Origin of the sequence: Pontixanthobacter aestiaquae, assembly GCF_009827455.1 — a bacterium.
Lineage (GTDB): Bacteria > Pseudomonadota > Alphaproteobacteria > Sphingomonadales > Sphingomonadaceae > Pontixanthobacter > Pontixanthobacter aestiaquae.
The window spans coordinates 2,387,977-2,411,550 of record NZ_WTYZ01000001.1 but is presented as its reverse complement, the minus strand read 5'-3'; the positions used below and the strand labels follow the sequence as shown (position 1 = coordinate 2,411,550).

General features: G+C 56.1%; 25 protein-coding genes. 15 read left to right on the top strand and 10 right to left on the bottom strand.

From position 1 onward, the window contains the following. Positions 1–2: 2 nt before the first annotated feature. Positions 3–1,094 carry a glycosyltransferase family 2 protein gene (locus GRI35_RS11540; RefSeq protein WP_290258289.1) on the top strand — a complete coding sequence of 364 codons (1,092 nt, stop codon included), beginning with the start codon at positions 3–5 and terminating at the stop codon, positions 1,092–1,094. Further along, positions 1,079–1,720, top strand: a complete 642-nt coding sequence (locus GRI35_RS11535; protein ID WP_328598440.1) for a DUF2238 domain-containing protein — start codon at positions 1,079–1,081, stop codon at positions 1,718–1,720. Before GRI35_RS11540 ends, GRI35_RS11535 begins: the two co-directional genes overlap by 16 nt. Positions 1,721–1,722: 2 nt before the next feature. Here the strand turns inward: GRI35_RS11535 and GRI35_RS11530 are convergent, their stop codons facing one another. After that, complete coding sequence (locus GRI35_RS11530; RefSeq protein WP_160614292.1) at positions 1,723–2,997, bottom strand: phospholipid carrier-dependent glycosyltransferase; 1,275 nt, start codon at positions 2,995–2,997, stop codon at positions 1,723–1,725. 394 nt (positions 2,998–3,391) lie between these two features. Continuing rightward, the gene (locus GRI35_RS11525) at positions 3,392–3,805 is read right to left on the bottom strand and encodes a hypothetical protein (RefSeq protein WP_202390554.1); all 414 of its coding nucleotides are present in this window, start codon (positions 3,803–3,805) and stop codon (positions 3,392–3,394) included. A gap of 72 nt (positions 3,806–3,877) precedes the next feature. Between GRI35_RS11525 and GRI35_RS11520 the strand changes: the two genes are divergently transcribed. From GRI35_RS11520 to GRI35_RS11510, 3 genes are read left to right on the top strand one after another with little or no spacing between them, the layout of a single operon-like run. Beyond that, positions 3,878–4,435 (top strand): TetR/AcrR family transcriptional regulator, encoded by a 558-nt coding sequence (locus tag GRI35_RS11520; RefSeq protein WP_235900207.1) that lies wholly within the window; start codon positions 3,878–3,880, stop codon positions 4,433–4,435. A 45-nt stretch (positions 4,436–4,480) separates the two neighbouring features. Continuing rightward, complete coding sequence (locus GRI35_RS11515; RefSeq protein ID WP_160614291.1) at positions 4,481–5,698, top strand: trans-sulfuration enzyme family protein; 1,218 nt, start codon at positions 4,481–4,483, stop codon at positions 5,696–5,698. Between the two features lie 7 nt (positions 5,699–5,705). Further along, positions 5,706–6,323: a 2-hydroxychromene-2-carboxylate isomerase gene (locus tag GRI35_RS11510; RefSeq protein ID WP_235900206.1), complete on the top strand. Its 618-nt coding sequence runs from the start codon at positions 5,706–5,708 to the stop codon at positions 6,321–6,323. Here the strand turns inward: GRI35_RS11510 and GRI35_RS11505 are convergent, their stop codons facing one another. Continuing rightward, positions 6,324–6,752, bottom strand: a complete 429-nt coding sequence (locus tag GRI35_RS11505; protein ID WP_328598439.1) for a DUF6628 family protein — start codon at positions 6,750–6,752, stop codon at positions 6,324–6,326. It lies immediately after the preceding gene. A gap of 119 nt (positions 6,753–6,871) precedes the next feature. Continuing rightward, positions 6,872–8,641: a DUF885 domain-containing protein gene (locus GRI35_RS11500; protein WP_160614289.1), complete on the bottom strand. Its 1,770-nt coding sequence runs from the start codon at positions 8,639–8,641 to the stop codon at positions 6,872–6,874. A gap of 180 nt (positions 8,642–8,821) precedes the next feature. On the opposite strand from GRI35_RS11500, the gene GRI35_RS11495 reads away from it, so the two are divergent. Further along, positions 8,822–10,324 (top strand): SulP family inorganic anion transporter, encoded by a 1,503-nt coding sequence (locus GRI35_RS11495; protein WP_160614288.1) that lies wholly within the window; start codon positions 8,822–8,824, stop codon positions 10,322–10,324. 20 nt (positions 10,325–10,344) lie between these two features. Here GRI35_RS11495 and GRI35_RS11490 read toward each other — a convergent pair whose 3' ends face one another. After that, entirely contained in the window at positions 10,345–12,027 is a 1,683-nt protein-coding gene (locus GRI35_RS11490; protein WP_160614287.1) for a hypothetical protein, read from the bottom strand. Positions 12,028–12,441: 414 nt separating this feature from the next. On the opposite strand from GRI35_RS11490, the gene GRI35_RS11485 reads away from it, so the two are divergent. The 4 genes from GRI35_RS11485 to GRI35_RS11470 all read left to right on the top strand — a co-directional run bounded on the left by GRI35_RS11485 (position 12,442) and on the right by GRI35_RS11470 (position 15,509). Beyond that, positions 12,442–13,116, top strand: coding sequence for a PilZ domain-containing protein (locus GRI35_RS11485; protein WP_160614286.1), 675 nt, complete (start codon positions 12,442–12,444; stop codon positions 13,114–13,116). 594 nt (positions 13,117–13,710) lie between these two features. Then, complete coding sequence (gene apaG, locus GRI35_RS11480) at positions 13,711–14,109, top strand: Co2+/Mg2+ efflux protein ApaG (RefSeq protein ID WP_160614285.1); 399 nt, start codon at positions 13,711–13,713, stop codon at positions 14,107–14,109. A gap of 78 nt (positions 14,110–14,187) precedes the next feature. After that, complete coding sequence (locus GRI35_RS11475) at positions 14,188–14,979, top strand: LysR family transcriptional regulator (RefSeq protein ID WP_202390553.1); 792 nt, start codon at positions 14,188–14,190, stop codon at positions 14,977–14,979. Further along, positions 14,976–15,509: a GNAT family N-acetyltransferase gene (locus GRI35_RS11470; protein ID WP_235900204.1), complete on the top strand. Its 534-nt coding sequence runs from the start codon at positions 14,976–14,978 to the stop codon at positions 15,507–15,509. The genes GRI35_RS11475 and GRI35_RS11470 overlap by 4 nt, the downstream gene beginning before the upstream one ends. Positions 15,510–15,522: 13 nt before the next feature. Here GRI35_RS11470 and GRI35_RS11465 read toward each other — a convergent pair whose 3' ends face one another. The 3 genes from GRI35_RS11465 to GRI35_RS11455 form a co-directional block, all read right to left on the bottom strand. After that, complete coding sequence (locus GRI35_RS11465) at positions 15,523–16,635, bottom strand: endonuclease/exonuclease/phosphatase family protein (RefSeq protein WP_160614284.1); 1,113 nt, start codon at positions 16,633–16,635, stop codon at positions 15,523–15,525. Positions 16,636–16,699: 64 nt separating this feature from the next. After that, positions 16,700–17,590 (bottom strand): sterol desaturase family protein, encoded by an 891-nt coding sequence (locus GRI35_RS11460; protein ID WP_235900203.1) that lies wholly within the window; start codon positions 17,588–17,590, stop codon positions 16,700–16,702. A 118-nt stretch (positions 17,591–17,708) separates the two neighbouring features. Further along, the gene (locus tag GRI35_RS11455; protein WP_160614283.1) at positions 17,709–18,746 is read right to left on the bottom strand and encodes an AraC family transcriptional regulator; all 1,038 of its coding nucleotides are present in this window, start codon (positions 18,744–18,746) and stop codon (positions 17,709–17,711) included. 574 nt (positions 18,747–19,320) lie between these two features. On the opposite strand from GRI35_RS11455, the gene GRI35_RS11450 reads away from it, so the two are divergent. From GRI35_RS11450 to GRI35_RS11440, 3 genes are all read left to right on the top strand, one after another. Then, positions 19,321–19,812 carry an SOS response-associated peptidase family protein gene (locus GRI35_RS11450; protein WP_235900202.1) on the top strand — a complete coding sequence of 164 codons (492 nt, stop codon included), beginning with the start codon at positions 19,321–19,323 and terminating at the stop codon, positions 19,810–19,812. 159 nt (positions 19,813–19,971) lie between these two features. Beyond that, a complete protein-coding gene (locus GRI35_RS11445) occupies positions 19,972–20,574 on the top strand; it encodes a hypothetical protein (RefSeq protein WP_160614282.1) in 603 nt (200 codons plus the stop codon). Further along, positions 20,571–21,344, top strand: a complete 774-nt coding sequence (locus GRI35_RS11440) for a class I SAM-dependent methyltransferase (RefSeq protein WP_160614281.1) — start codon at positions 20,571–20,573, stop codon at positions 21,342–21,344. The genes GRI35_RS11445 and GRI35_RS11440 overlap by 4 nt, the downstream gene beginning before the upstream one ends. 145 nt (positions 21,345–21,489) lie before the next feature. Here the strand turns inward: GRI35_RS11440 and GRI35_RS11435 are convergent, their stop codons facing one another. Then, on the bottom strand, positions 21,490–21,861 hold the full coding sequence (locus tag GRI35_RS11435) for a type II toxin-antitoxin system death-on-curing family toxin (RefSeq protein WP_160614280.1): 372 nt from the start codon (positions 21,859–21,861) through the stop codon (positions 21,490–21,492). Positions 21,862–21,871: 10 nt separating this feature from the next. Next, positions 21,872–22,006, bottom strand: a complete 135-nt coding sequence (locus GRI35_RS13850; protein WP_235900201.1) for a ChAPs family protein — start codon at positions 22,004–22,006, stop codon at positions 21,872–21,874. 543 nt (positions 22,007–22,549) lie between these two features. Here GRI35_RS13850 and rpsL point away from each other — a divergent pair. Together rpsL and rpsG are read left to right on the top strand one after the other, a co-directional pair. After that, positions 22,550–22,921 carry a 30S ribosomal protein S12 gene (rpsL, locus tag GRI35_RS11430; protein WP_160614279.1) on the top strand — a complete coding sequence of 124 codons (372 nt, stop codon included), beginning with the start codon at positions 22,550–22,552 and terminating at the stop codon, positions 22,919–22,921. 135 nt (positions 22,922–23,056) lie between these two features. Beyond that, positions 23,057–23,527, top strand: a complete 471-nt coding sequence (gene rpsG / locus GRI35_RS11425; RefSeq protein WP_160614278.1) for a 30S ribosomal protein S7 — start codon at positions 23,057–23,059, stop codon at positions 23,525–23,527. Positions 23,528–23,574: the final 47 nt, after the last annotated feature.

Here is a 23,574-nt window from a genome sequence, read left to right as displayed (position 1 = left end):
CGGTGACTCTGCAACTTGCAATCATCCTGCCAACGCTGAATGAGCGCGACAATCTTGCGCCTCTCGTCGCGCGGATCGAAAGCACTTTGGGCGCAAATAGTTGGGAAGCAATTATAGTCGATGACAACAGCGACGATGGTACGGCGGACGAGGCGCGGACGCTCGCGCAGAGTGACCCGCGTATTCGGGTAATCCAGCGCATCGGGCGGCGTGGTTTGGCCTCCGCCGCTATCGAGGGAATGTGTGCGACCGCTGCACCCTATGTCGCGCTGATGGATGCCGATCATCAGCACGACCCGGCTTTGCTTACTAAGATGTTGGAGGAGGTCAAAAGCGGCGAAACGGATATAGCCGTTGCTTCGCGCTTTGCGGATGGAGCGAGTGCAGATGGTCTAGCGAGCGCGCAGCGTGAACGCGCCTCGACATTAGCCAACTGGTTGGCGCGCAAAATTACCGGCGTGGAATTGAGCGACCCAATGAGCGGGTATTTCCTTCTCGAAACGCGGCGCGTGCGCGATCTTGCGCCTAAGCTGTCGGGGATCGGCTTCAAGATACTGCTCGATATTCTGGCGACGTCGTCACCGGCACCCCGGGTAAAGGAGTTTCCGCTGCAATTTGCCAAGCGCCGATGCGGACAAAGCAAGCTGGACCGCGCGGTGATCTTTGAGTTTCTGGTCGGGCTGTACGAGCGCCTGTTTGGCAAGGTCATCCCCACCCGTTTCGCCTTGTTTGGCACCGTCGGCGCAGTCGGTGTCGTGGTGCATTTCGCGATATTCAGCGCGGCGTTTTATGGGGCGATGGTTGCCTTTGCAGTAGCGCAAGCCATCGCTACTTTTGTCGCGATGAGTTTCAACTTCTGGCTCAACAATTGGCTTACCTATCGTGACCAGCGGCTCAAAGGCGCGGGCGCAATCCTGAAGGGCTGGCTGGGTTTCTGCGCCACCTGCGCGGTTGGAGCCTTCGCTAATGTGGCGGTCGCGACGTTGCTTGAAGCGCGCGGCGTACATGCAGTCCTCGCAGTTGGGGCGGGGATTATCATCGGGTCAGTGTGGAATTACGCTCTCTCCAGCCGTTTTGTATGGGGCCGCTTCTGATGCGGGGAAAGCTGCCCCGATTCCAGGTACAGCTCATCATCGGAATCGCAATCTTTGTGCTGCTATGCCTAATTGACACGCCTTTTCCGAGTACTGCCCCGCTGCAGAGTGGGCCGACGCTGGTCTTTCTGGGCGTATTGGCAGGGGCGCTGCGCAGATGGCCGATGCCGGACAGCGCGGTCCTGTTGATCTGCATATTCCTTGTCCTGCATACAATCGGGGCGCGCTACATTTATAGCTACGTCCCGTATGATGTGTGGTTGGCGTCTGTCGGCCTCCCCGAACTGAACGATATCTTCAGCTGGGAGCGGAACCATTATGACCGGTTGGTCCATTTCGGCTTCGGCGTGCTGATGGTCCATCCCCTGTCGCAGGTGCTGGTGCGATACTGGTCGGTCTCGCCGGGCCGCGCGTTATATGTTGCGGTTGAATTTATTGTGGCGACTAGCGCGTTGTATGAGATCTTCGAATGGTTGCTGACGCTGACTTTGGCTCCGGAACAGGCCGATGCTTATAACGGTCAGCAAGGCGATATGTGGGATGCACAAAAGGATATGGCGCTTGCGGCTGTTGGTGCAGTTCTGGCGGCGTTGTTCGAGTACTTCCGCTTCCGCCGCAAAACTTGAACCTAGCGCCAGCTATCCAGCCACGTCCAAAGCAAGAACGATTGCGGCCCTTCAAGCTGCGCCGCACTCAGGATCGGATAAAACCACCCGAATATTACGATACTGCCGACAAGCACTGCGACCGGTACCCATTTCACACCGCGTTGCCAGAACTCATCAAGCGCCAGTGCCAGTGCCGCGAGCAGAAAGATGCTCGGCAGAAAATAGTGGTAGTAGAACTGGATCGGCTTGTCCGCGAACAGCCACATGCCAAGGCTAACGGCATACATCGTCGCGATAGCCAAAGCGTCCCACCGCTTTCTGGCGAAGCCGGCAAAGGCGCACCACGCGAGGGCCGGTAGGCCGATCAGCATCGTCAGCGGATTCCCGATCAACAGCACTCCGCGCTGAGCTCCGTCGACAGGCTCATACAGATACCAGATCGCACGCAGATTCAGCACCCAATCAGGCCAGTGGCTCTGGTAGGGATGGGGCTGTTTGACAGAGCTTTGCAGATCGAGAATGGTCTGGTGCAGCGCGATAAATCCGCCCAATTCGAGCGGTCGCTCGGTCGCAAAATAGGCGGGCAGAAAGGTTAGCCAGTAAACCGTCAGCGGCACAATACCGAGCCACAGAAACGCTTCCAGCAAGGAGATACCCGGAATTGGAATGCCTCGCTGGCTGGTCAGCAATCGCCTGCGTCCAGCAGTCAATCGGCAGGCGAAGAACATCAGTCCGGGCAGCATCGCAAGGATCGCTACATTCCATTTCGATCCCATCGCGAGACCAAGCGCGAAACCGGTTATGGCCAAGCGCCGACGACCTGTCTCGGGCTCTCTGATCGCGGCTGCAAATTGCCACAAGGCCACTGCGAACAGGGCCACCATAAACACGTCCAGCATCGCAATCCGCGCATGGATAAACAGGATGAAACCAGTCGCCACCAATATCCCGAATGCAAGGCTGGCGAAACGCGACTGGCTGGCGAACCACTGTGCCCGCATCAGCGCGAATAAGGCGAGCGTGCCAAACAGCGCCGGGAAGATCCGCCACCCAAAGGGCGTGTCGCCGAATAAACCGATACCCACCGCCAGAAGGACTTTGCCAAGCACCGGATGTTCGCGGTTCAGCCATTCCCCGCCCGCGAGCAACTCGCGCGCCGCGGGCAGATAATGCACTTCATCGAAATAGGGCGCGGACGGGATTGTAAGCCGGATCAGACATAATGCGAAGAACGCCAAACTCATGAGCCATGTCCAAACTCTTGGATCATCGCGATTTTCGGGAGTCTGGGCCATCAGTGCTTGGTTAATGGCGCATTCGATTCCGGGCAAGCTGCATAGTCGGTCGCCATTGCGTAACATTTCTCTGCTGAAAATCGTGGCGTATTTGTGCTATAATCACACCAATAACACAGCACAATGCAGGGAGAGAGAAAAGGTATCCCTCCATCACGGGTCGCCCCAAAAGGGAATCAATCGTGATCAAGTCTTTGTTATGTCTGGCCTCTGGCCACCGGATAAACCGCCACCGTGTATGGCATGATGGCCAGAATTTTCGCACCAAATGCGAGCATTGCCGCACTCCAATGATTCGCGAACGCGGCAATTGGCGGCGCTTTGATATCGAAAACGATGTCAGCGAGAATCGGCAGCCGCACCCGCATACGGGCGAAACTGTTTAATTCCTCGATTAACTGAATTCGGTGGATCCAGTCTGATCTGTCGTGCTCGCCTGCTCCAGCCAGAACAACCGCGCGACCATGGCCATCAAGCCAATGCTGGCGGTGGAGCCGACAAACAGCACCCATAGCGGCACATTCATGCCCATCTTCCGTGCGCGCGGAACAACGAAGAGCAGTGCTATACCGACCGACATCAGCAAGTCGTACCAGACCTGAACGCCCCACAGATTGGTGGTGTGATTGACAATCACGGGCATGATGCCTTCCGCCCATATTGTGACCGCAGTGTATGCAGCAAAACCTGCCGAAAGCGCAGCAGCGATAAGCGCGCTTTCCTTAAGCTTTGACGCAAGCGCCAGATAAGCGATGATCGGCACAACAATGATAACACCGGCAAGAGCGAGGATTTGATAAGCAATCATGGGGTAGACTCCGAGTCGTGTGTAGCGGATGCTACACTTGTAGCGTTATGTAGCACCCGCTACAAGCTTTCCATGGCACACAAACCTCAGCCCAAGACACGTATGTCGCGAGAGACCCTGCTGCCGCTATTGGCAGCCTATGCGTTGCAGCACGGTTTCTCCGATGCGAGCCTGCGCCCGATGGCCAAGGCAGCGGGTACCAGCGACCGGATGCTGCTCTATCATTTCGGGTCGAAGCAACAATTGATGGATGAGCTGCTATCGCATTTGGCGGATATCTATGCGGCTGCGTTGGATGATGCGTTTCCCAAGGGGCGGACGGCATCGCTGCGTGCGTGTATCGATCAGGTCATGGCCGCAACGCGCAGTGACCCGTTTAAACCGTTCATGCGGTTATGGTGGCAATCGGTGGCGGGCGGCGTCTCCGGTGAGCCGGATTGGGCGGCAAGCTCGGGGCGGATAATGGGCACAATGCTGCGCTGGTTGGAAGAGCATCTGCCTGAGGGTCTGGATGATCTTGGCGGCACTGCGCATCACATGTTGGCGGTGATCGAGGGCGCGTCTATGCTGGATGCGGTTGGCCGTAGCGACATAGGTGATCTTGCGATTGCGAAGGCATTTCCTGAGTAGCTTGCGCTTGCCGCTGCACAGCGTGCCGCCTACAGCCGGACCACTATGAAAAAGACCACTGGAATGGATCGCAAGGTCACGCAGACATGGCGCCCGGCAACGCAGGCAGTGCGTGGCGGCACTTGGCGCAGCGAGCACGGTGAGACGAGCGAGGCGCTATTCCTTACCTCCGGCTACACCTATAACGATGCAGCGACCGTTGCTGCGCGGTTTGCCGGTGAAGAAGACGGGATGACCTATTCGCGTCTGCAAAACCCGACCGTGGCAATGCTGGAAGAGCGGATTGCCCTGATGGAAGGCGCGGAGGCATGCCGTGCGCAGGCGAGCGGTATGGCGGCAATGACGGCAGCTTTGTTGTGCCAATTATCAGCGGGCGATCACTGCGTCGCGGCGCGGGCGGCGTTCGGATCGTGTCGTTGGCTGGTCGATCATTTGCTCCCGCGCTTCGGGATCGAAACGACTGTGATCGACAGCGCGGTGAATGAGGAGTGGGAGAAAGCGATTCGGCCCAATACCAAAGTGTTCTTCTTCGAAAGCCCGGCCAATCCGACGCTCGACATTGTCGATATGGACTATGTCTGCAAGCTGGCGACCGCTCATGGTATTACGACTGTGGTGGACAATGCGTTCTGCTCGCCCGCATTGCAGCGCCCGATGGAATTTGGCGCGGACGTGGTGGCCTATTCGGCGACGAAACTGATGGACGGGCAGGGCAGGGTACTCGCCGGTGCCGTCTGCGGAAGCGAGGAATTCATCAACGAAACGCTGCTGCCTTTCCAACGCAATACCGGTCCCAACATCGCGCCGTTTAATGCGTGGGTAGTTCTCAAAGGGCTCGAAACGCTCAGTCTGCGCGCGCACAAGCAAAGCGAAAATGCATTCGAACTTGGTCAGTTCATGGAAGAACGTATTGCTGCGGCTGGCGGGACAATGCTCCATCCCGGCCTATCTAGCCACCCGAGTTACGACCTCGCGCAAAAGCAGATGGACGCCTGCGGCCCAATCTTCAGCTTTGTGGTAGAAGGGCGCAAACAAGCCCACGCCATTCTCGATGCGCTCAAGCTGATCGATATCAGCAATAATATCGGCGACGCCCGTAGCCTGATGTGTCATCCCGCCAGCACGACCCACGCTGGTCTAACCGAACAAGACCGCGCCGAAATGGGTGTTCATGAAGGGATGCTGCGTATCAATGTCGGCCTGGAGGATATCGAGGATGTGATCGAGGATATGGACGGGGCGTTGAAGACTGCAGGGATTTAGGGAAGATATGATGACCAAAACCATCGAACTCATTTTCGACTTTGTCAGTCCCAACGCCTATTTCGCCTATTATCTGCTCAAGGATATCGCGGCAAAGCACGAGGCCAGCATTGAAATAACCCCTGTTTTTCTCGCCGGGATGCATAAGCTGACAGGCAATGCGCCGCCTTTTATTCGCGATGGCGAGGTCAAGGGTAAGAACGAATATGCGATGCTGGAGATGACCCGTTTCATCGCCAAGCACGGCATGACAAAGTGGAAAATGAATCCCAAATTCCCGTTCAACTCGGTAACTTTGCAGCGTGTGCTGTGTGCGGTTGGGAATGAGGAGCGGATCACTCTGCTCGACTCATTGCTGCCTGCGATCTGGGAAGACGGCGTGGATGCGACTGACGCTGCGGCGATTGCGCCCGTGCTGGCCAAAGCCGGGTTCGATGCGGCAAACTTGCTTGCGAAAACGCAGGCGCCTTCTGTCAAACAAATTCTGATGGACAACACCGACAAAGCGGTTGAACGCGGCGCATTTGGCATCCCGACATTCTATGTCGATACGGGTGAGGGGGCCGAGATGTTCTTCGGCAAAGAACGTCTCGGCCAGATCGACGATTTGCTCGCGCAGGGCTGATCAACCCTCCAACGGGCGCCCCATATTTTCTAGCGCAATATTGAGCGCGCGCGCGACCGAGAAGGGGCGGATGGTGGAGCCGCCATCGGTAAGCCGCGCCAGATTGCGCTTCGCCCGCTCGGGGTTGCGGCCACACAAAGCCAATGTTTCCAGCATCAGCCCCTCATCTTCGGTCATACGCGGGGCGCAACAATTGGCGAGCATGATGCTGCGCTGCGATGCCTGTGCAATTTCCGCCACAAAACAGCGGAGCAGCACCAGCGGCTGACGGAAGCTCTGCCCGAAGTGGTTGAGGCCGATCCACGAAGCCTTCGCGTCGCGCAATCCATGCCCTCCCATTCTGCGTAACATCACCAGCATTGTTCGATCCGTGTACGCAGCCGGCATAGGTAAGAGGACTGGCGTGGCGGACGGCTCGGGGTTGTTCATGGCGACTCCTCTCGATTGGAAGCACCAAATCTATCGCTAATGATAATTAGTCGCAACAAGAAATGTTGCGTATTCTAGAATGGTTCGCGTCAGTCGTTGCATCGGGCAGGCGCGGCTGGCTAGTTCGGTTGCAATCGATCATAGATGACATCGGGTAGTCCCTGTCCGCCATCGGCAATGAATCGCTGGATGCGCTCTTCCAGAACCGGCAAGGGTACTGAACCGAGCGCCAGAATGATGTCGTGGAACTTGCGGATATCGAAATCACCGCCGAGCTTCTCCTCTGCCTCTGCGCGCAATCGGCGGATCTGCATTTCCCCAAGTTTGTAAGAGAGCGCTTGGCCCGGCCAACTGATGTAACGGTCGATCTCTGTCGCGACTTCGTGGCGTGACAATGCGGTCCGGTCGCCGAGATAGGCCAAGGCCCTGTCACGGCCCCAGCCCTGCGAGTGAATACCCGTATCAATCACCAACCGCGCGGCGCGCCACATTTCGTAAGATAGCCGTCCAAACTTTTCATAGGGCGTGCGGTAGATGCCCATTTCCTCACCGAGATATTCGACATACAGCCCCCATCCTTCGCCCATCCCGCTGAAGTAAATGCTGCGGCGGAACTCTGCCGTTTCACCTTGCTCTCGCTGGAATGCGGCCTGGAAAGAGTGACCCGGAGCGCATTCGTGCAACGTTAGCGCAGGGATGTTGTAGAGCGGGCGCGATGGCAGATCATAAGTGTTCATCTGGCAATATTCGTAACCGCCTCGTCCGGCGGTATAGAACGGCGCAATGTCGGGCGCGACCGGGCGGATCGAGAAGCGGTGGCGCGGCAGGAACCCGAAATATTTGCCCAATTCGCCGTCGACGCGCTTGGCGACGTAGGACGCGACGCCCATCAGTTCGTCAGGCGTTTCGGCGATAAATTGCGGGTCGGTGCGCAGGCTTTCATTGAACTCTGCAATACTGCCTTCAAACCCGACCTTCGCCATGATGTCGCGCATTGCGGCTTCGATCCGGGCAACTTCTCTGAGGCCGATGGCGTGGATTTCGTCCGCAGTCAGATTCAGCGTCGTGTACTGGCGAATCTGCTGGGCATAATAGGCTTCGCCATCGGGAAAATCGTGCGCCGCCAGTGTTTCGCGGGCGTTGGGCAGATATTCATCACGCAGGAATGTGAGGAGGTTGCTATAGGCCGGTGCGATTGCCCCGGAAATCACGTCGCGTGCTTTCGCGGTTACTTTCTCGCGGTCCTCGTCAGAGAAACTCGCAGGCATCTGTGCGATCGGAACCCAGAACGGATTGTCTTCGACCGTGACGCTCGCATAGGGAAGTAGCGAGGCATCGCGGCCATCGAGCGTCACTTGGGGTACCGAAAAACCGCGCTCCAATCCGGCGCGTGCATTGGCGATATGTTGATCAAAATATCCGGGTATTTCCTGAATCCGAGTTAGGTAATTCTCATATTGTTCAATCGTCTGGAAGCCGCTGGCCGGGGCCAGATAGCTCCAGAAACTTGAGTCACTGTTGAACGGCATTTCCCATTCGCGGAAGCGCGCATCTTCGATCTGTTCGGTCAGCACGCTGCGCAAGACAGCCGCATTTACTGTTTCATCCGGGGCGAGATCGCTCGCCGGAATGGCATCCAGATTCCTCAAAAACCGCTTTAATATTGCGGTCCGCCGCTCGTAATCTGCGGGCGCAACCTTGGGCAGAGCCTCGCCGCGCTCATTTTGTTGCCACCGTGAGTAGTCGTCATACAGCGCTTTCAGCTGTTCATCTGCGCTTGCATCTGCAGCCGCGGGCTTTGACTGCCACACTACGGTTTGTGCCAATGCGGCCGGGGCGGCGGCGATGAGAGCAAGAGTAAACGCGACCGAAAGCGAATGTTTGAGCATGAATTCTCCTTTATGCGCGAGGGTGTAAAGCGGCGCGCGGGCAAGTCAAACTGCTGAATACGTCCCCATCATTCGGCCCTTAGTCCGCTGCCCTGTTGTGCATTGCAGCATAAACCTCTAGGCGCGCGGCGACCACCGTGCGCGCATGACGCGTGCTTCATACAAATTTGGAAAAATACTATGGCTGCTGACAGCACTTTTGCTGCCACTATGAAACGCGATTGGTTTGGCAATGTCCGCGCGGATATTCTGGCCGGTATCGTGGTTGCTCTCGCGCTGATCCCGGAGGCGATAGGCTTCTCGCTGATCGCCGGTGTTGACCCCAGCGTCGGCCTTTATGCTTCGGTAGCGATTGCCATGGTGATAGCGCTCGTTGGCGGGCGTCCCGGTATGATCTCTGCGGCAACTGCTGCGGTGGCGGTCGTAGTGATCCCGCTGGTGAAGGATTACGGCGTCGATTATCTCTTCGCCGCGACCATTCTGATGGGGATTATCCAGGGCATTGCGGCGCTGCTGCGGCTCGACCTGTTGATGCAGTTCGTCTCGCGCTCGGTAATCACCGGCTTCGTCAATGCACTGGCGATCCTGATTTTCCTCGCGCAGATCCCGCAACTCACTAATGTCGGCTGGGAGACCTATGCGATGGTCGCGGCGGGTCTCGCGATTATCTATGGCTTCCCGCGTATTACGAAAATCGTTCCAAGCCCGCTGGTCGCAATCGTCCTGCTGACAGCAGTCGCAGTGTTCTGGAATCTGCCGGTCAATAATGTTGCGGGCGAGGGCAAACTGCCCGATGGCTTGCCGACATTTGCACTGCCCAACGTCCCGTTCACATGGGACACCTTTATGATTATCCTGCCATATTCGCTGACCATGGCTGCGGTCGGTTTGCTGGAGAGCCTGCTCACCGCGCAGATTGTCGATGACATGACGCATACCGACAGCAACAAGCAGCAGGAAAGCGCCGGACAGGGCCTCTCCAATATCGTCGCTGCATTCTTCGGCGGGATGGGCGGCTGCGCAATGATTGGCCAATCGGTGATCAACGTCGCGTCGGGAGGCCGCGGGCGGCTATCGACCTTTACGGCAGGCGCGTTTTTGTTGTTCCTGCTGACTGTGCTTGGTCCCTATGTCGGCAGCGTGCCGATGCCGGCACTGGTCGCTGTTATGATCATGGTATCGATCGGTACCTTCAGCTGGAATTCGATTGCCAATCTCAAGCGGCACCCGCCGACATCATCCTTTGTGATGCTGGCGACGGTGGTTGTCGTTGTGTGGACGCATGACCTTGCGATGGGTGTTCTTGTCGGCGTGCTGCTGTCGGGTATCTTCTTCGCTGGCAAAGTCCGCACGATGTTCAGTGTCGAACGTATCCGGCGCGAGCATAGCGCGGTTTACAAGGTGACCGGTCAAATCTTCTTTGCGTCTGTCGACCGTTTCATCGCCGCGCTGGGTCCGGAAAGCAAATATGAAGACGCTGCGCACCATGTCGTGATCGACGTTTCGACGGCACATTTCTGGGATATCTCGGCGATTGAAGCATTGGACAAAGTTGTCGACCGTATGCGCCGCAATGGCCGCCACACGCGGATTGTCGGTTTGAACACTGCCAGCGCGGATCTGTTCGACAAATATGCGTTGGAAGACCGGACAGGCCTGGAGATAGGACTGGCTCCGCACTAGTCCGAGCAAGGGCGCATCGTTTAAGTCTTTTCCAACTCCGAGAATATTGTGTCGAGCGCGCGCGCGTTCCAGACGAATAGCGAAACGGCTGATCGGACGGATTCTTTGTTTTTGCGGAAATAGTCCGGATCTTCTATGGATTTCCGCATAAGATCCGAAGCTCTCTCAACAGCGCCTTCTGGGTTCTCGATCACCAGTCGACCGGCTACGAGCTTAGCGAGATCGGGCCTTTTAATCGAAAGAGCGGAATACATCATATAATTGTGAAGCAGCGCGTCTGGCGCAGGATTTTGCTCGATGAGCACTTCGATCTGGCTATGCTCGTCATCGATGTCTGCCGAATTGACCGCCTGGCAACCACTAGCCTCAGACTCAGCAGCGGCAATCAGGGTAGGATAGCTCGTGCCGCGTTCCTTTGCTCGTTCAATGAAAATACGAGACTCGTCACAGGACCCTTCGGCAGCGCTGACTTTTGCCGCAACAAAGTTTGCAAAAGCGTTGTACTGATCGATTTCCAGAGCTTTGGTTACAAACTGCCAGCCATTGGCAGCACGAGTGACAGGTAGTCCCGCCGCGATGTCTTTCTGATACGCACCATACGCTTTTCGAGCGTACCAGAACGCTGCGAAGCGATCGTCTGGAAAGCGTTTGATACAGGAATCGAGCATTTTTACCATTTCAGGTCCGCGCGCCCTGTTCGCTTCGATACTGATGAAACAATGATATGGAGTCCGGGGTTTGCCACTGACTTGCGAAATTTCAGAGCTTGCGATCACTCCGTTAGGGGCAGTCAAATGCACCAGATTGGCCGATAGTTCGCGCAGAAAAGCGTCTGCATCACCGGTGTACGGGACGACCTCGCTATATAGGACTGAGTCAGTGTTCGTTCGAAGTGTGATCTCTGCGTTTGGAGTGGAGATACCTGGTCCCAGATCAATGGATACCAGATAATCTCGCTGTGCCTCTTCAGAATTTTGCCTGCTAATTAGGTTGGAAACGAAAGACTGATTGAGCTGTTGGCGTGCGACTCGTTTCACGCTGTCCCCAAGGCTTGTGGAGCCAATAGTTTCGTTGAAATCTTCCGCTCCGGTAACTTCCAATTCGATTGAGGGCGGGGCCATGGCATCAGCTGATTGGAATTGTGTCCCAAATACCGCCGCCACCGCCGCCAACATTATCGCGCCAGCCCCGAACACAAGGAAGTGCCGGTTGGCAAAGAAAGTTGTTCTATCGCTGATCGCTTTTTTCTGACCCGAGTCATTGTAACTTGTCTTCGGCAGGACCGGCTGTTCTATCGAATCAGCTATTTCCGGAACAGCACGTTGCGATCTAAGGGTATCGGGATAGGCATTTTTTCGGCTGCCCATCCGCAACCGGTAATCACCTTGCCGAATATAAACGCAATGATCACCGACCGGTTCATTGCGGCTGTAATAACTTGCCAGATTTGCCCTTAGACGGGAGACTTGGACGCGTGGATAGCTATCGTTGTGCAGATCGTAGTCGTCCGGCTTACCCAGCCCGTCAACGGCGATTGCGTATTGGGTAAGGTCGTGATCGCCCTCTACTGCCTGTTTGCACAGATAAACGAGTAGCTTCGACTGTATGGGTGCCCGCACAAACAGCGGATCCAACAAAATAGAATCCACCTCGGTTCGCAGCGCGACTGCTAACTGGTCGATATTCGTATCGGACTCTTGCATCGCTACCTCTCCTTAACTGTGTTAAGATCGGTTAACCAAATTGCCCTTTAGGGATGTAACGTACCTTTCCGGCGCTTGGGATTCAATATGTAACGTTTGAAACGTGTCATTAGCGGTGCGGAACTTAATTTTGGGTCAAGTTTGTCTCATTTTTATTGGGCAGTTGAGAGATCGCTTAATCGCTTGGGTCAGTTGGTTACTTTCCCAAGATCATTGGTCCGAGCGTTCCGACAATCGCAATTGCCGTTACCCGAACGGCACAATTGAGGACAAGCCTGCAGACACTCCTAGCCCTGCTGCCTTGTCATTCTCATCGCGGGAAGTTCCAGCGGATGACCAATCTCCTAGCCGGTCATTCGATGGAACTTCCCACTTTTTTCCAATATCCTAAGTGGGACTGTCGAAAGCTATCAGATGCTAACTCAACGAATCGATCAGCCTTGTGAAATGGCTCCGCCTGTCAGCGTAGCATGCTCGGTGTCCGACTTCAGGGTTGCACCCGTTGTTCGCGGCGAGCGGCGCAGACAGACGCGTCTTATCGATATGTACCGGCTATGTTGTTTGCAGGTCGGCAATTCTGCCGGGATTGGTGTGATCCGCAACATTTCAGTCGGAGGTGCGCAAATTCAATCGAAAATGCGCGCACGTATTGGTCAGGAAGTTAGATATCAATGGGAAAACACAGCACCCATAGTCGCAATTGTTACATGGATTGACGGAGACCGCATGGGCGTCCGTCATATCGAACCATATTACCAATATGCCCGATCAGTACCGACCCCTCCAGTGCGCATTCCTTGCGCAATCGAAGTCGAAGTTTCGCGTGGAGACGCCAAAACCAAATGCGTTGTCGCGAATATGTCTTACAAAGGGCTTTGCTTGCTCGGAGTCGACGATATCCTTGAAGGGACAATGGTTCGTATCGAAGGGGCCGCATTCCCCGCAATGTCGGTCACTGTTACTCGAAAGAAGGGACGGATGGTGGAGGCGTCGTTTCGTGAAGATTTGACACCTGCTGGGGTTCTCGAAATCGGTAGTGCATGGCACGCCAGCGCAACCGTTCCAATCGGCGCAACATGGGATGCGTAGCTGAACGCAAACCGCGGACGCGCTTGTCTAGCTCCTCGAATGTTCTCTACCTCAAGGGAAAGTAAGTATATTCTGGCTGACCTTCCGAATTAGGTTGCATCGCGTTTTAGTTGTAGGATTTGGCATTCTTGGCTGAACACAATCCGTCCGATCGGCTAGCTCCGCCAGAAAAAGACGATAATATCGATGCACCGACCGGGATCAACCGCGTGAAAAACTTCTCCGGCGAAGCCGCGGGGACTGGAACGACAAGATTGTCGGTGGCTATCCCGGATGTAGCTTCGACGATGTATCGCCGGTGCAGCAGATCGAACGGCTGACAAAGCCGGTCTAGCTCACCCACGGGAAGTATGACCGGATTGTACCTTTCTCTCAATCCACAGCAATGCGCCGCGCTGCTGGTCTTTCCAGCGAAAGCAAATCCCAGTGACACAAACTCTCCCGGGATTTGGAGGAAGAGGCTGACGCTGCCCGAAAAACACCACTGCCCGACAATGATCCCGCAGTTACCGAGCCGGCTGTCCCCGAAAGTGTGAACATTCACCAGCTGCAGTAATTGCCGATCCGCCTTTGGCTCGCTACATTCGCCCGACTATGAAGGAATTGTTCCAACACGCCGCCATCACTGAAGGCATTACCGTGCGGGTCGCGGTGAACTTTCTGCCCGAGCAATCTCAGCCAGAGGCGGGCAAGTGGTTCTGGGTGTATCACATTCGGATAGAAAACGATTCGGATCAAACGGTCCAATTGCAATCGCGTCATTGGCGGATCACTGATGCGCGCGGAATGATCAATCATGTCGATGGCGAAGGCGTAGTGGGTGAGCAGCCTGTGCTCGCGCCGGGGCAAACGCATGATTACGTGTCGGGCTGCCCGCTAACGACACCAAGCGGTTCGATGGAAGGTTTCTACACCTTCACCACTCGCGAAAACGCACCGATTGAAGTGCGTATTCCGTTCTTCCCGTTGTCAGCGCCTGCGACCGCCGACTGAACGCGACTGTCCCGCTGCGAGCGGCGATCAAGCAAGGTGGTTGCAGTGCAGCATAAGCGCGCCTAAATCGACCCCACTATGAAGCGGACCCATCTCCCCCTCAACGCTCTGCGCGTCTACGACGCAGCGGCGCGGCATCTGTCCTTTACCCGTGCGGCGGACGAATTGGCGGTGACGCCGGCGGCTGTTGGCCAGCAGATTCGCGCGCTGGAAGATCATCTTGGAACGGTGCTGTTCCGCCGGACCAGTAAGGGGCTGGAGCTAACGCCTGAAGGCTGCGCAGGTCTTGATTCCCTGCGTGAAGGCTTTCTGCGTTTTGAAGAAAGCGTGCAGGCAATGCAGGCGGGTCAGGCAAGCGACAGCTATACTATCGCTGCGCCGCGCGAATTCTACGCGCAGTGGCTTGCGCCGCGGCTAGCTGAATTCCGCAAAGACAATCCAGAGATCCGCTATCAGCTGGTCGAGGATGAGAACGCTGATTTCACCGAGGCCAATCTGGACGCGGCAATCCGGCTGATCGACGGGCCGGGCGATCTGCACGGGGTCGAACTGGCCCCAGCGCAGCGCGTGGTCGTTTCTATCGATAGCGCGCCCGATACTTGGATTAACTGGCCGGGTGCACCTTTACCCGAAGGCGCGGAGGCGACGGTCGAAGTCGGCAATGCGGGCCAGGCGCTCAGTTCCGCGATGGCGGGTATGGGCAAAGCAATTCTGCCCTATCTGCTGGTATCTGAAGCAGTTGACGCAGGCCGTTTGAACATTCTCGAAGGCCCCGATGAAGGCCGCCGCGCCTATTGGTTGGTCGCTCCGCCGCCGCAGTGGCGCCAGAAGAAAGTCAAAGCACTGGTCGCTTTTCTTAAGGGCGAATGATGACCCTTCCGCCAACTCCCACGCTGGAGACAGAGCGGTTTATCATGCGCAAATTGGTGAAGGACGATGCGCCAGCCTTGTGGCCGACGCTGTCGTCTGACGAGCATTGCCGATATCTGACGCGCGCAGCGTTTGCGTCGCTGGAAGAACTTGAAGGTTGGCTGCTTGATCCTGACTGGAATGGCCGCAGTTGGTGTGCAGTGGATCGTCAGACAGGCGAAATTGCCGCGCGGCTCGTGGCAGTGCCGGTAAGCGAAGCAACCGCTGAAATCGGCTACATCACGGTCGCTGATCGCCAGGGTGAAGGAATCGCCGGTGAATGCACGCGCCGCCTGATCGCGCATTTGTTTGAATGCGAAAGCCATCACCGGCTGACTGCCGGAACCGACCCGCGTAATAATGCCTCCAACGCACTGCTAAAGCGCTTCGGCTTCCGCCGTGAAGCGCATATGATCGAAAGCTGCAAAACCCATCTGGGATGGTGCGACGAATACTTCTGGGGTTTGCTAAAGCGAGAGTGGGGACGTTAGACGACGTAGCGCGTTACTCACCCTCGACCGCATCCTGCTTTGTGTCCTCGCGGTATTCTTCCATTACATCCTCTGCTTCGCTCTGGTCTTCTTCAGTCGGCGCCTCCGGCTGCTCGTTTCGCGCGATCGCTGGACCCGGAGAGAGGCACATCGTACTCGCAATCGGCCTGTGATCGGAACCGACATTCTCCAGCACTTTGAGCTCGGTGATCAGGAACTCCTCAGTCACGAAAAGATGGTCAAGCGGCCAGCCCAGCCACGTCTTGTCGGCAGGGAACGTCGCATAGGTGCCACGCCCGATGCGTGGATCGAGGAACCTGCCAATCGACTTGAACAGGATCGACGTGTCCGACCATGCGACGTCGTTAAAATCGCCAATCGCCATAGCGGGCATATTGGAATCTGCCGCGTGCCGTGCGGCCATAACGATTTCCGCGTCACGTTCTTCGGTGTCCTGTCCCATATGCGGCGGGCGCGGGTGCAGACCGATCAGTTTGAAATTGCGTCCACCTGCAGATAGCGTCGCGAATGCGCTCGGGGTGTCCTTCTGCGCAAGATCGGTGACGCGGGCCTCGCTTGCCGGGAGCCTGCTGGCAAAGATCAATCCGTAGGTATTGTCGAGCGGTTGGCGCACGACGGTCGAATAGCCATCCAGCACTGGTGCCAACGCATCGGCCCATTTCTGGTCGGTCTCGAGAAGCAGCAGCACATCCGCATCTTCGCGCCGCAGCATCTCCAATGTTGGTTCGTAATCGCGGTTTTTCTGGAGGACATTGAAGGTCAATGCCTTGAAGCAACCATCGGCCTTGGCTTCGCGCGGCGTACTCATCGCCACTTCTTCAGGAGCAAGCGGGGTGTACGGATAAATCCGGTAGAACTGCCAGCATGCCACCAGCAGCAGAATGATCGAGAACCATGGCCGCCACATCCTGTCGAACAGGAACAGCAGCACCGCCATCACGACAATGGCGATGAGAATTTGCAGGCGCGGGAAGTCCCACATGCGGATCCACCACTGATTGGCGTCGGTCATGCTGCCCGCCGTGCCCGCGAGTATCAGCACGGCCAATAAGCGAAGCAGCCAGATAGCGGTGGTCTTCAGTGGTTTTGGTATTTCCGTGGACATTGGTGCGGCTCCCTGTCCATTAGACGGGAGCCGCGCCGAAAGGTTCCGCTTTGATTTGGTTACGTTAAGCCACCATCAGCCCGACACCGCCGCCGAGCGTGGCGAAGGTCGTAAACATGGTCATCGCCGCTACCGACGCGAGTTCTGCCGGACGGCCACTCATCACAATCGGTTTGGCGACGCGGCGGAATTCCTCTTTGTAGCGCGGGTTCTCGGTGCCCATCATCCGGTCCCACCAAGTGAAGTAGAATCCGAAATTCGAATTGCCTGCCTGGTGATGCAAATCATGGTGCGTTGTAGTCGAAATCCAGTCGGTCCACTTGCTGTCGACCCATCCTGCGGGGAACAGTTCGACACCGGCATGCGCCATCACATTGCGGAAGATCATGTGCCACAGGAAAAAGAACAGCGCCCAGCCAGCATAGGCGATACCCATCAGGCTGGTCACAAGCAGGAATAAAGGCATGAAGGCCGCTTCGAACACGGCTTCCCAAGTCGCAAAGCTATAGGCGGTCCACGGCGTGGGTGTGCGTGATTTGTGGTGGTGCGCATGCGTCGCGAGGAACAGGCGCTTGTGATGCAGCGTGCGGTGCATCCAGTAGAAATAGGCATCATGCGCGACCACTATCACAGCGAACTGGAACGCGATCAGGCCAACCGAAACGCTGTCGAGTGAGAATTGAATGATGCCATATTCGCGCAGCACAAGTGTGCTGATAGTGGTGATGCCGAACACAATGACCGTTCGGGTGGAGGACAATATCTCGCGGATATAGTCGCCGCGTTTCGCGCTCTTCGTCTGTATGCGGCGGTTGTTCGCCCAGCGCTTGAACACCAGCAGAAGAACCGTCAACAGGCCCGCCGCAATGACATAACGGCTGAGGTCGAAATACAATGCGTCGAGCATATGCTCGCCGATCTTCTGCATCAGAGTCGTGTCATTGCGGTTCGTCATTACGTGCTCCGTTTGAGGTGATGCACAGACATTGGCGAATAGGCAATGAAAAGGCTCCGCAAAGCCGGAAGAAGCCGGTCATTTTCGAAATTGCATCGCCTTTTTCAGTTTTGACCAGTCAATCCGGGGCGGCTTCACCGATTGCAGAACGGCGGAAATCCGTGGGTGTGGAGCCTGTTTCGCTGCGAAAGGCGCGGTTGAAAGTCGGCAGCGAATTGTACCCCAGATCCATCGCGATAGTGAGCACGGGTAGGTCCACCAGCGCCTTGTCCGCCAGCTTTTCCTGCGCTTCGGCGATCCGGTGGCGGTTGAGGAAGCCGGAGAAATTGCGCGCTCCCAGCCGCTGGTTGATCAATGCGCGCAGCCGGTGCTCGGGCGTTTCGAGATGCGCGGCGAGGCTGGCGATGGTCAGGCCCGGCGTGCGGTAATACCCTTCCGCCATCGCTGCATCCAGCTTCTCGCGCAGGACGTGTTCGGCGGGGGAGAGCGTCGGTTCGGCAGGCGCAGCGGGCTCGCTCTGGGCGGTTTTGACCAGCAATTCGGTATCGGTTTCCAGCAGCACGACTCCGCAAAACAGCGTCAGCGCGAAGATCAGCACCGCATTGATCGCCTGCAGCACGGGATGGTCGATCGCCCCGCCGGTCACCAGCTCGTAGGTCAGAATCCCGCCCGCCTGCGCGCCGACGAGTATCGGCAGCCACAGCCGGATCAGACGGCGCTTCTCAATCAGGTCATCCTCGCGCCCGCTCCATGCGGTGTAGAGCAGATCGGCGACCAGACTCAGCGCCGCAATATGGATGATGATAAAGGTGACCGAATAATCATCGAGCACAAACGTACCGAGAAACCAGCATACAGTGAACACCGCGATATAGCCCCACATCATCCCCGGCGGGATCGCCCGTTCAAACAATCGCCGCGCGAACAGCCATGTCCAGAACGGCGTCAGCAGAGAGACATAATCGACATAAGGATCGATCCATGGCGCCGGGGCAAAAGCGGGCGAGGAATTAACCAGATAGGCCGCCGCGCCAAAGATCAGCCCGATCAGCGGTATCTTGAGCTCGGCCCGCACTCTCCCGACCAGCAGCACCGCGAGCAGCAAAATGCTCGATCCCACGGCGAGCAGGCGGATTGTGGTATCCCATTGTTCCATCGAGCAACTACTCCAAGAGGGCAGTGATAGCGGATCGGTGCGCGGACGCTAGCCCGGCGTTTCCTCATGCGGCTGTTGCTCGGGCAATCCCCTCGGTAAATCCTACACGATGGAACACATGGAACACGGTCCGAAGCGGAAAGTTTGGCGGCGATGCGCAAACGGCGGCGGCACGTAACGTGCGGGTTCGGGCGAGGGATGGTATCGCCCCCTCTTCTTCAGAGGAGGGGGTTGGGGGTGGTGACTTCGGGTCGTTGGTCATGGGGAGGGGGGAGTCCTTTGTTTTTGCCTCAAGCGCCGGCGTTCGCATCCGCTCACTTGGCTATCCTCGCTTTCGCTACCTGACGGTCGCTTCGCTGCGGGCGGGCCGGTCGGCCCTCTGGCTGCCGCGACCAAGAACAGGCGCGAGATAGCTGGCTTGGAATGGCTCGGTTCGCGACTAGCGAACCGCAAGCGCGACCGCGCGCCCGAGCTTATGCGAGGTAGCCAAGGAATGCGGATGCATTCCGCCCGGCGACTGAGGGGCTAAAGCAAACTAATGCGAAGTAGGAAAACGCTTTCTATCCTGCGCCAATTGACACTTGCACCAACGTCACGCAGCCTGCAGTCCATGTGCAACCTCTACAAACTCAAGAATATGAGCAGGGAAGTGGCCGCGACGTTCGGCGCGCGTGATGCGGCGGTGAACAGCAATCACGGGGCAGAGGTCTATCCCGGCACACCCGGTCTGGTGGTGGCAGAGGGGGAAGTGCGCCAGATGAACTGGGGCTTCCCCTTGGCGCTGACGGGGAAGAAGGGGCGGGCACTCAAACCACGGCCCGTCAACAACGCCCGCACAGACAAATTGCGCGGCCCCTTCTGGCGCGATAGCGATGAGTGGGGGCCATGCTATTCAATGGTCACAACCGAGGCGAGTGCCGCAGTAGAGGCCGTGCATCACAGAATGCCGATGATCTTGCCGCGCGACCTGTGGCCGGATTGGACGAGCGCGGACACGAAAGAGGGGTTCGAGCGTTGCGCGCCGTGGGTTGGGCAGTTGACAATTAAGCGAACTGATGAGGGTTGAATGGTGGTCGCTATTTTACAGTGTGGTCATATGGGGCATTTCAGTGCAACCTTTATAATATATTCTAAACGTGAAATATGTTTTCAATTCATCTACATTGACCAAAAACACACTCCGAAATAATGAAATTTTTCGATCTAACAATTGGTGATTAGTTTAATGAAAATTTTCAAAGCGCTTTTTTATAATGTTGCTGGATATGCATCGATGCTTGGACTTTATTTGGTGGTCGTTCCGGTAAGCGATGATCGTCCAGCTTGGCATTGGGTGTTGATAGTAGGCTTCGGATTGTTCTCATTATTCTGTGCGTACGATGACTTCTCAAAGTTCCGTAATGAAAAACACACGACGTATTCGACAAAGGAAAAAATCAACAAATTCATGAAAAAGTGGATTGAAAATGAAGGACGAACTGTAGTTTTTAGTCGGGATTTGAGTTGGGGTGATGCATATAGCATAAAAAGCACCCTGATGAAGAAGGCGGCCGCTGGTGATCTCAAGTTATTTGTGCAGAAAAACACGGCTCTTTCTGATGAGCTTGAAAAGAATGGTGCGGAAGTTGTGGTTTACGGTGCGACGACCCACAGTCCTGCATCAAGGTTCACTATAGTAGGTCATGGAAAGGAAGGGGCGAGAGTCGCAGTTGGGACAAAGCGAAAAGGCAAGCATGTCGTGTATGAATTTGAGAGTGGCGACGATCCAGTTTTTGCCATAGCAGATGACCTCACAAAAATGATCGCTAGTTTCGCGGGTAAGATATGAATTTTTTGAATCCCAAATACAAAAGTACACAAGCGATTGCCGCCGAGTGGGATAGGATAGCTCCTGTCCGAATTGAGCAAATTTTGTCAGGTCAAGATATCACTTTCGACCACGTTCTGTCACCTGCCATCGCCATGCTTATCAATGATGAAAAGCATGGGAGCTTGCTAGATGCAGGTTGTGGTGTCGGTGTTTTAACAGATCGAATTGGTCATGATTTTGATCATGTGATTGGTGTCGATCCTAGTTATCAGAGCATTGAGATTGCTCGAACAAATTTTGGGGATGCTGCCAAGTTTCATACTGCAAGCCTCGAGGAATATGCATCGAGGTCAAAGCAGCGTTTCGATGTGATCTTAGCGAACATGGTCTTAATGGATGTCGCGGATTTACGACCGTTCCTTAGTGCTGCAGGCCAATTGTTGAAACCGGGCGGCAGTCTCATTTTTTCCATAACTCACCCTGCGTTTTGGCCAAGCTATTATGGCTACGAAGGAGAGGATTGGTTTCACTATTCGAAAGAGCTGTTTGTCGAAAGCCCTTTTAGAATTTCGGCTCAGCCAGACTGCCGTCTCGTTAGTACCCATATTCATAGGCCGTTGAGCCAGTACATTTCTGAATTTGGTGTGTCGGGCCTTCATCTTGAGGCAATGATGGAGCCGATGCCTGCATTGGCAATTAGCGATATGTATCCTAACAAATGGCAGGGGCCAAGATACATGTTGGGGCGCTGCAGGCGACCAAGATCTCTGAGGCCATGGAAGATTTGAACGCCTCCTCCGCTTGACCTCTGTTGGATTACCCCCAGCGGCCCGCATCATCCGATGCAGGCTTTCTCAACCCAGTGGACCGACATCAGCCAGTCAAAGCCGATCACTACCGGTTTAGCCTGAAAGCGCACCAGTCCGCACCTTATCAGGCTGGCTCGATGTAATCCCATAGCACTTCGACCAGCCGCTGTTCGCCGATCTCGCTAGTGATTGTATCGCATATCAAATCGGCAAGATCGTTCGTATCGGGAACGACCAGCTCGTATCCGTTCAGATACAGAAAATAGTCGGCAGCGGCGAAGGCGCAGCGCTTGTTGCCTTGAATAAACGGGTGGTTCTGTCCGATGCCTACCAATAGCGATACGGCCAGAACGACAACGTCCCGTTCGCCATAGTTCCAATAGTGCATCGGCCTTGCCAGTGCGCTGTCGAGTGCATCGGGATTGTTCAATAGATGTGGTTCACCGGTTTCGGTGACGGCAAGCTCGTTGAATTCTACAATCAGGTCAGCGGTCAACCACTGCGGTTCATTCGGCAAGGCGCGCCATTACCTTAGGGTAGCGATCCTTCATGCGTTCGTGCATTTCACGCGCAGACGGTTTGCGACCGGTTTCACGAACCGGGGCAGCAGCCTTTTCCATTTTCTTAAGCAGCGTGTTCATAATCCGTTCCTGACCGGCCCATAATTCGCGTGTTCGGGGACGGTTGTCAATTATTATGGCACTCATCCCTTAATATAGGATGAGCGCAGCACGGTCGAGAATGGCAGTCTCCAAACACCTTGACCCCTGTTGGATTCGCCCCTAAAGGCGCGTTCATCCGATGCATGCTCTCTTCACCGAGTGGGTAGGTATTGGGTAGATAGAGCTGAACATTGCCGGTTTAGTCCTGGGGGCCTTTCGCGTTTGCGGCGGGCTCTTTTCTATTGGAGTTTTGCCACGCTGACCGAGACCCCGGCATTCGCTGGGGATCGTGACGGGTGAAGGAACTGCGGGGCGGCCGTCAAAGTAACCCGGAGCCTTTTGGTCCAGGTGGAGTGTTTCTAGCTCGCTCTTTTTTGTGATCTCCAGCGCAGGCTGGAGTCTCGTTCCGCAAGCGTCATGCTTGCTTAGGGAGGTCCCGGGTTAGATCGGGAATCATGAGGAGCGGCTTTTTCGCATCACTTAAGGTCATTGGTCTCCACCCAAACAGGTGAAGAGTACTTCATGCCGACAATTAACCAGTTGGTCCGCAAGGGCCGCGTCCCGCAGAAGGTCAAATCCAAAGTCCCTGCGATGGAAGCAAACCCGCAAAAGCGCGGCGTTTGTACACGCGTTTACACGACTACGCCGAAGAAGCCGAACTCTGCGCTTCGTAAAGTTGCCAAGGTTCGCCTGACCAACAGCCGCGAAGTCATCTCCTACATCCCCGGCGAAGGCCACAACCTCCAGGAGCACTCCGTTGTGCTGATCCGTGGCGGCCGTGTGCGCGATCTTCCCGGTGTGCGTTACCACGTCCTTCGCGGCGTGCTCGATACGCAAGGGGTCAAGGACCGCAAGCAGAGCCGTTCCAAGTACGGCGCCAAGCGTCCTAAATAAGGTTTAACGCGGCGGCGGCTCGCTCCCTCACCCGGTTACCATACAAGGTAATCTCCGGGTGGCCGGGTGGGGGAGCGGGCCGGTGCCGCAGGACGCTCACGGATGTGAGCGGCCACTCCGAAGGAGTTATTAAATATGTCACGTCGTCGTCGTCCCGAAAAGCGGGTCATCCTGCCCGATCCGAAATTCAAGGATCTGGTCCTGTCGAAATTCATGAACAACCTCATGCTCGACGGTAAGAAATCCACTGCCGAACGCATCGTTTATGGTGCGCTTGATACGGTTGAAGCCAAAGCGAAATCTGATCCTATCCAGATGTTCCATGATGCGCTGAACAACATCAAGCCGCAGGTCGAAGTCCGCAGCCGCCGTGTTGGTGGTGCGACATACCAGGTGCCGGTCGAGGTTCGCCCCGAGCGTGCCCAGGCACTTGCGATCCGCTGGCTGATCAGCGCCGCGCGCGGCCGTCCTGAAACCACCATGGCAGCGCGTCTGTCGGGTGAGCTGATGGATGCGGCCAACAATCGCGGCAATGCGGTCAAGAAGCGCGAAGATTCGCACAAGATGGCCGACGCCAACCGCGCGTTCAGCCACTACCGCTGGTAATTGTGCGATGAAAGGGAAGCGAGCAACCAACTGGGCCATCGTGATCG

Excerpts from the sequence above, each read along its gene's own strand:
- GRI35_RS11495 (WP_160614288.1), top strand. The coding sequence starts at position 8,822 with ATGGCTGCTGACAGCACTTTTGCTGCCACTATGAAACGCGATTGGTTT.
- GRI35_RS11500 (WP_160614289.1), bottom strand. The coding sequence starts at position 8,641 with ATGCTCAAACATTCGCTTTCGGTCGCGTTTACTCTTGCTCTCATCGCC.
- GRI35_RS11440 (WP_160614281.1), top strand. The coding sequence starts at position 20,571 with ATGAATTTTTTGAATCCCAAATACAAAAGTACACAAGCGATTGCCGCC.
- rpsL (WP_160614279.1), top strand. The coding sequence starts at position 22,550 with ATGCCGACAATTAACCAGTTGGTCCGCAAGGGCCGCGTCCCGCAGAAG.
- GRI35_RS11520 (WP_235900207.1), top strand. The coding sequence starts at position 3,878 with ATGGCACACAAACCTCAGCCCAAGACACGTATGTCGCGAGAGACCCTG.
- GRI35_RS11460 (WP_235900203.1), bottom strand. The coding sequence starts at position 17,590 with ATGACGAACCGCAATGACACGACTCTGATGCAGAAGATCGGCGAGCAT.
- GRI35_RS11490 (WP_160614287.1), bottom strand. The coding sequence starts at position 12,027 with ATGCAAGAGTCCGATACGAATATCGACCAGTTAGCAGTCGCGCTGCGA.
- GRI35_RS11455 (WP_160614283.1), bottom strand. The coding sequence starts at position 18,746 with ATGGAACAATGGGATACCACAATCCGCCTGCTCGCCGTGGGATCGAGC.
- GRI35_RS11530 (WP_160614292.1), bottom strand. The coding sequence starts at position 2,997 with ATGGCCCAGACTCCCGAAAATCGCGATGATCCAAGAGTTTGGACATGG.
- GRI35_RS11525 (WP_202390554.1), bottom strand. The coding sequence starts at position 3,805 with ATGATTGCTTATCAAATCCTCGCTCTTGCCGGTGTTATCATTGTTGTG.
- GRI35_RS11465 (WP_160614284.1), bottom strand. The coding sequence starts at position 16,635 with ATGTCCACGGAAATACCAAAACCACTGAAGACCACCGCTATCTGGCTG.
- GRI35_RS11535 (WP_328598440.1), top strand. The coding sequence starts at position 1,079 with ATGGGGCCGCTTCTGATGCGGGGAAAGCTGCCCCGATTCCAGGTACAG.
- GRI35_RS11485 (WP_160614286.1), top strand. The coding sequence starts at position 12,442 with ATGCTAACTCAACGAATCGATCAGCCTTGTGAAATGGCTCCGCCTGTC.
- GRI35_RS11470 (WP_235900204.1), top strand. The coding sequence starts at position 14,976 with ATGATGACCCTTCCGCCAACTCCCACGCTGGAGACAGAGCGGTTTATC.
- GRI35_RS11475 (WP_202390553.1), top strand. The coding sequence starts at position 14,188 with ATGAAGCGGACCCATCTCCCCCTCAACGCTCTGCGCGTCTACGACGCA.
- rpsG (WP_160614278.1), top strand. The coding sequence starts at position 23,057 with ATGTCACGTCGTCGTCGTCCCGAAAAGCGGGTCATCCTGCCCGATCCG.
- GRI35_RS13850 (WP_235900201.1), bottom strand. The coding sequence starts at position 22,006 with ATGAACACGCTGCTTAAGAAAATGGAAAAGGCTGCTGCCCCGGTTCGT.
- apaG (WP_160614285.1), top strand. The coding sequence starts at position 13,711 with ATGAAGGAATTGTTCCAACACGCCGCCATCACTGAAGGCATTACCGTG.
- GRI35_RS11515 (WP_160614291.1), top strand. The coding sequence starts at position 4,481 with ATGAAAAAGACCACTGGAATGGATCGCAAGGTCACGCAGACATGGCGC.
- GRI35_RS11505 (WP_328598439.1), bottom strand. The coding sequence starts at position 6,752 with ATGAACAACCCCGAGCCGTCCGCCACGCCAGTCCTCTTACCTATGCCG.
- GRI35_RS11510 (WP_235900206.1), top strand. The coding sequence starts at position 5,706 with ATGATGACCAAAACCATCGAACTCATTTTCGACTTTGTCAGTCCCAAC.
- GRI35_RS11445 (WP_160614282.1), top strand. The coding sequence starts at position 19,972 with ATGAAAATTTTCAAAGCGCTTTTTTATAATGTTGCTGGATATGCATCG.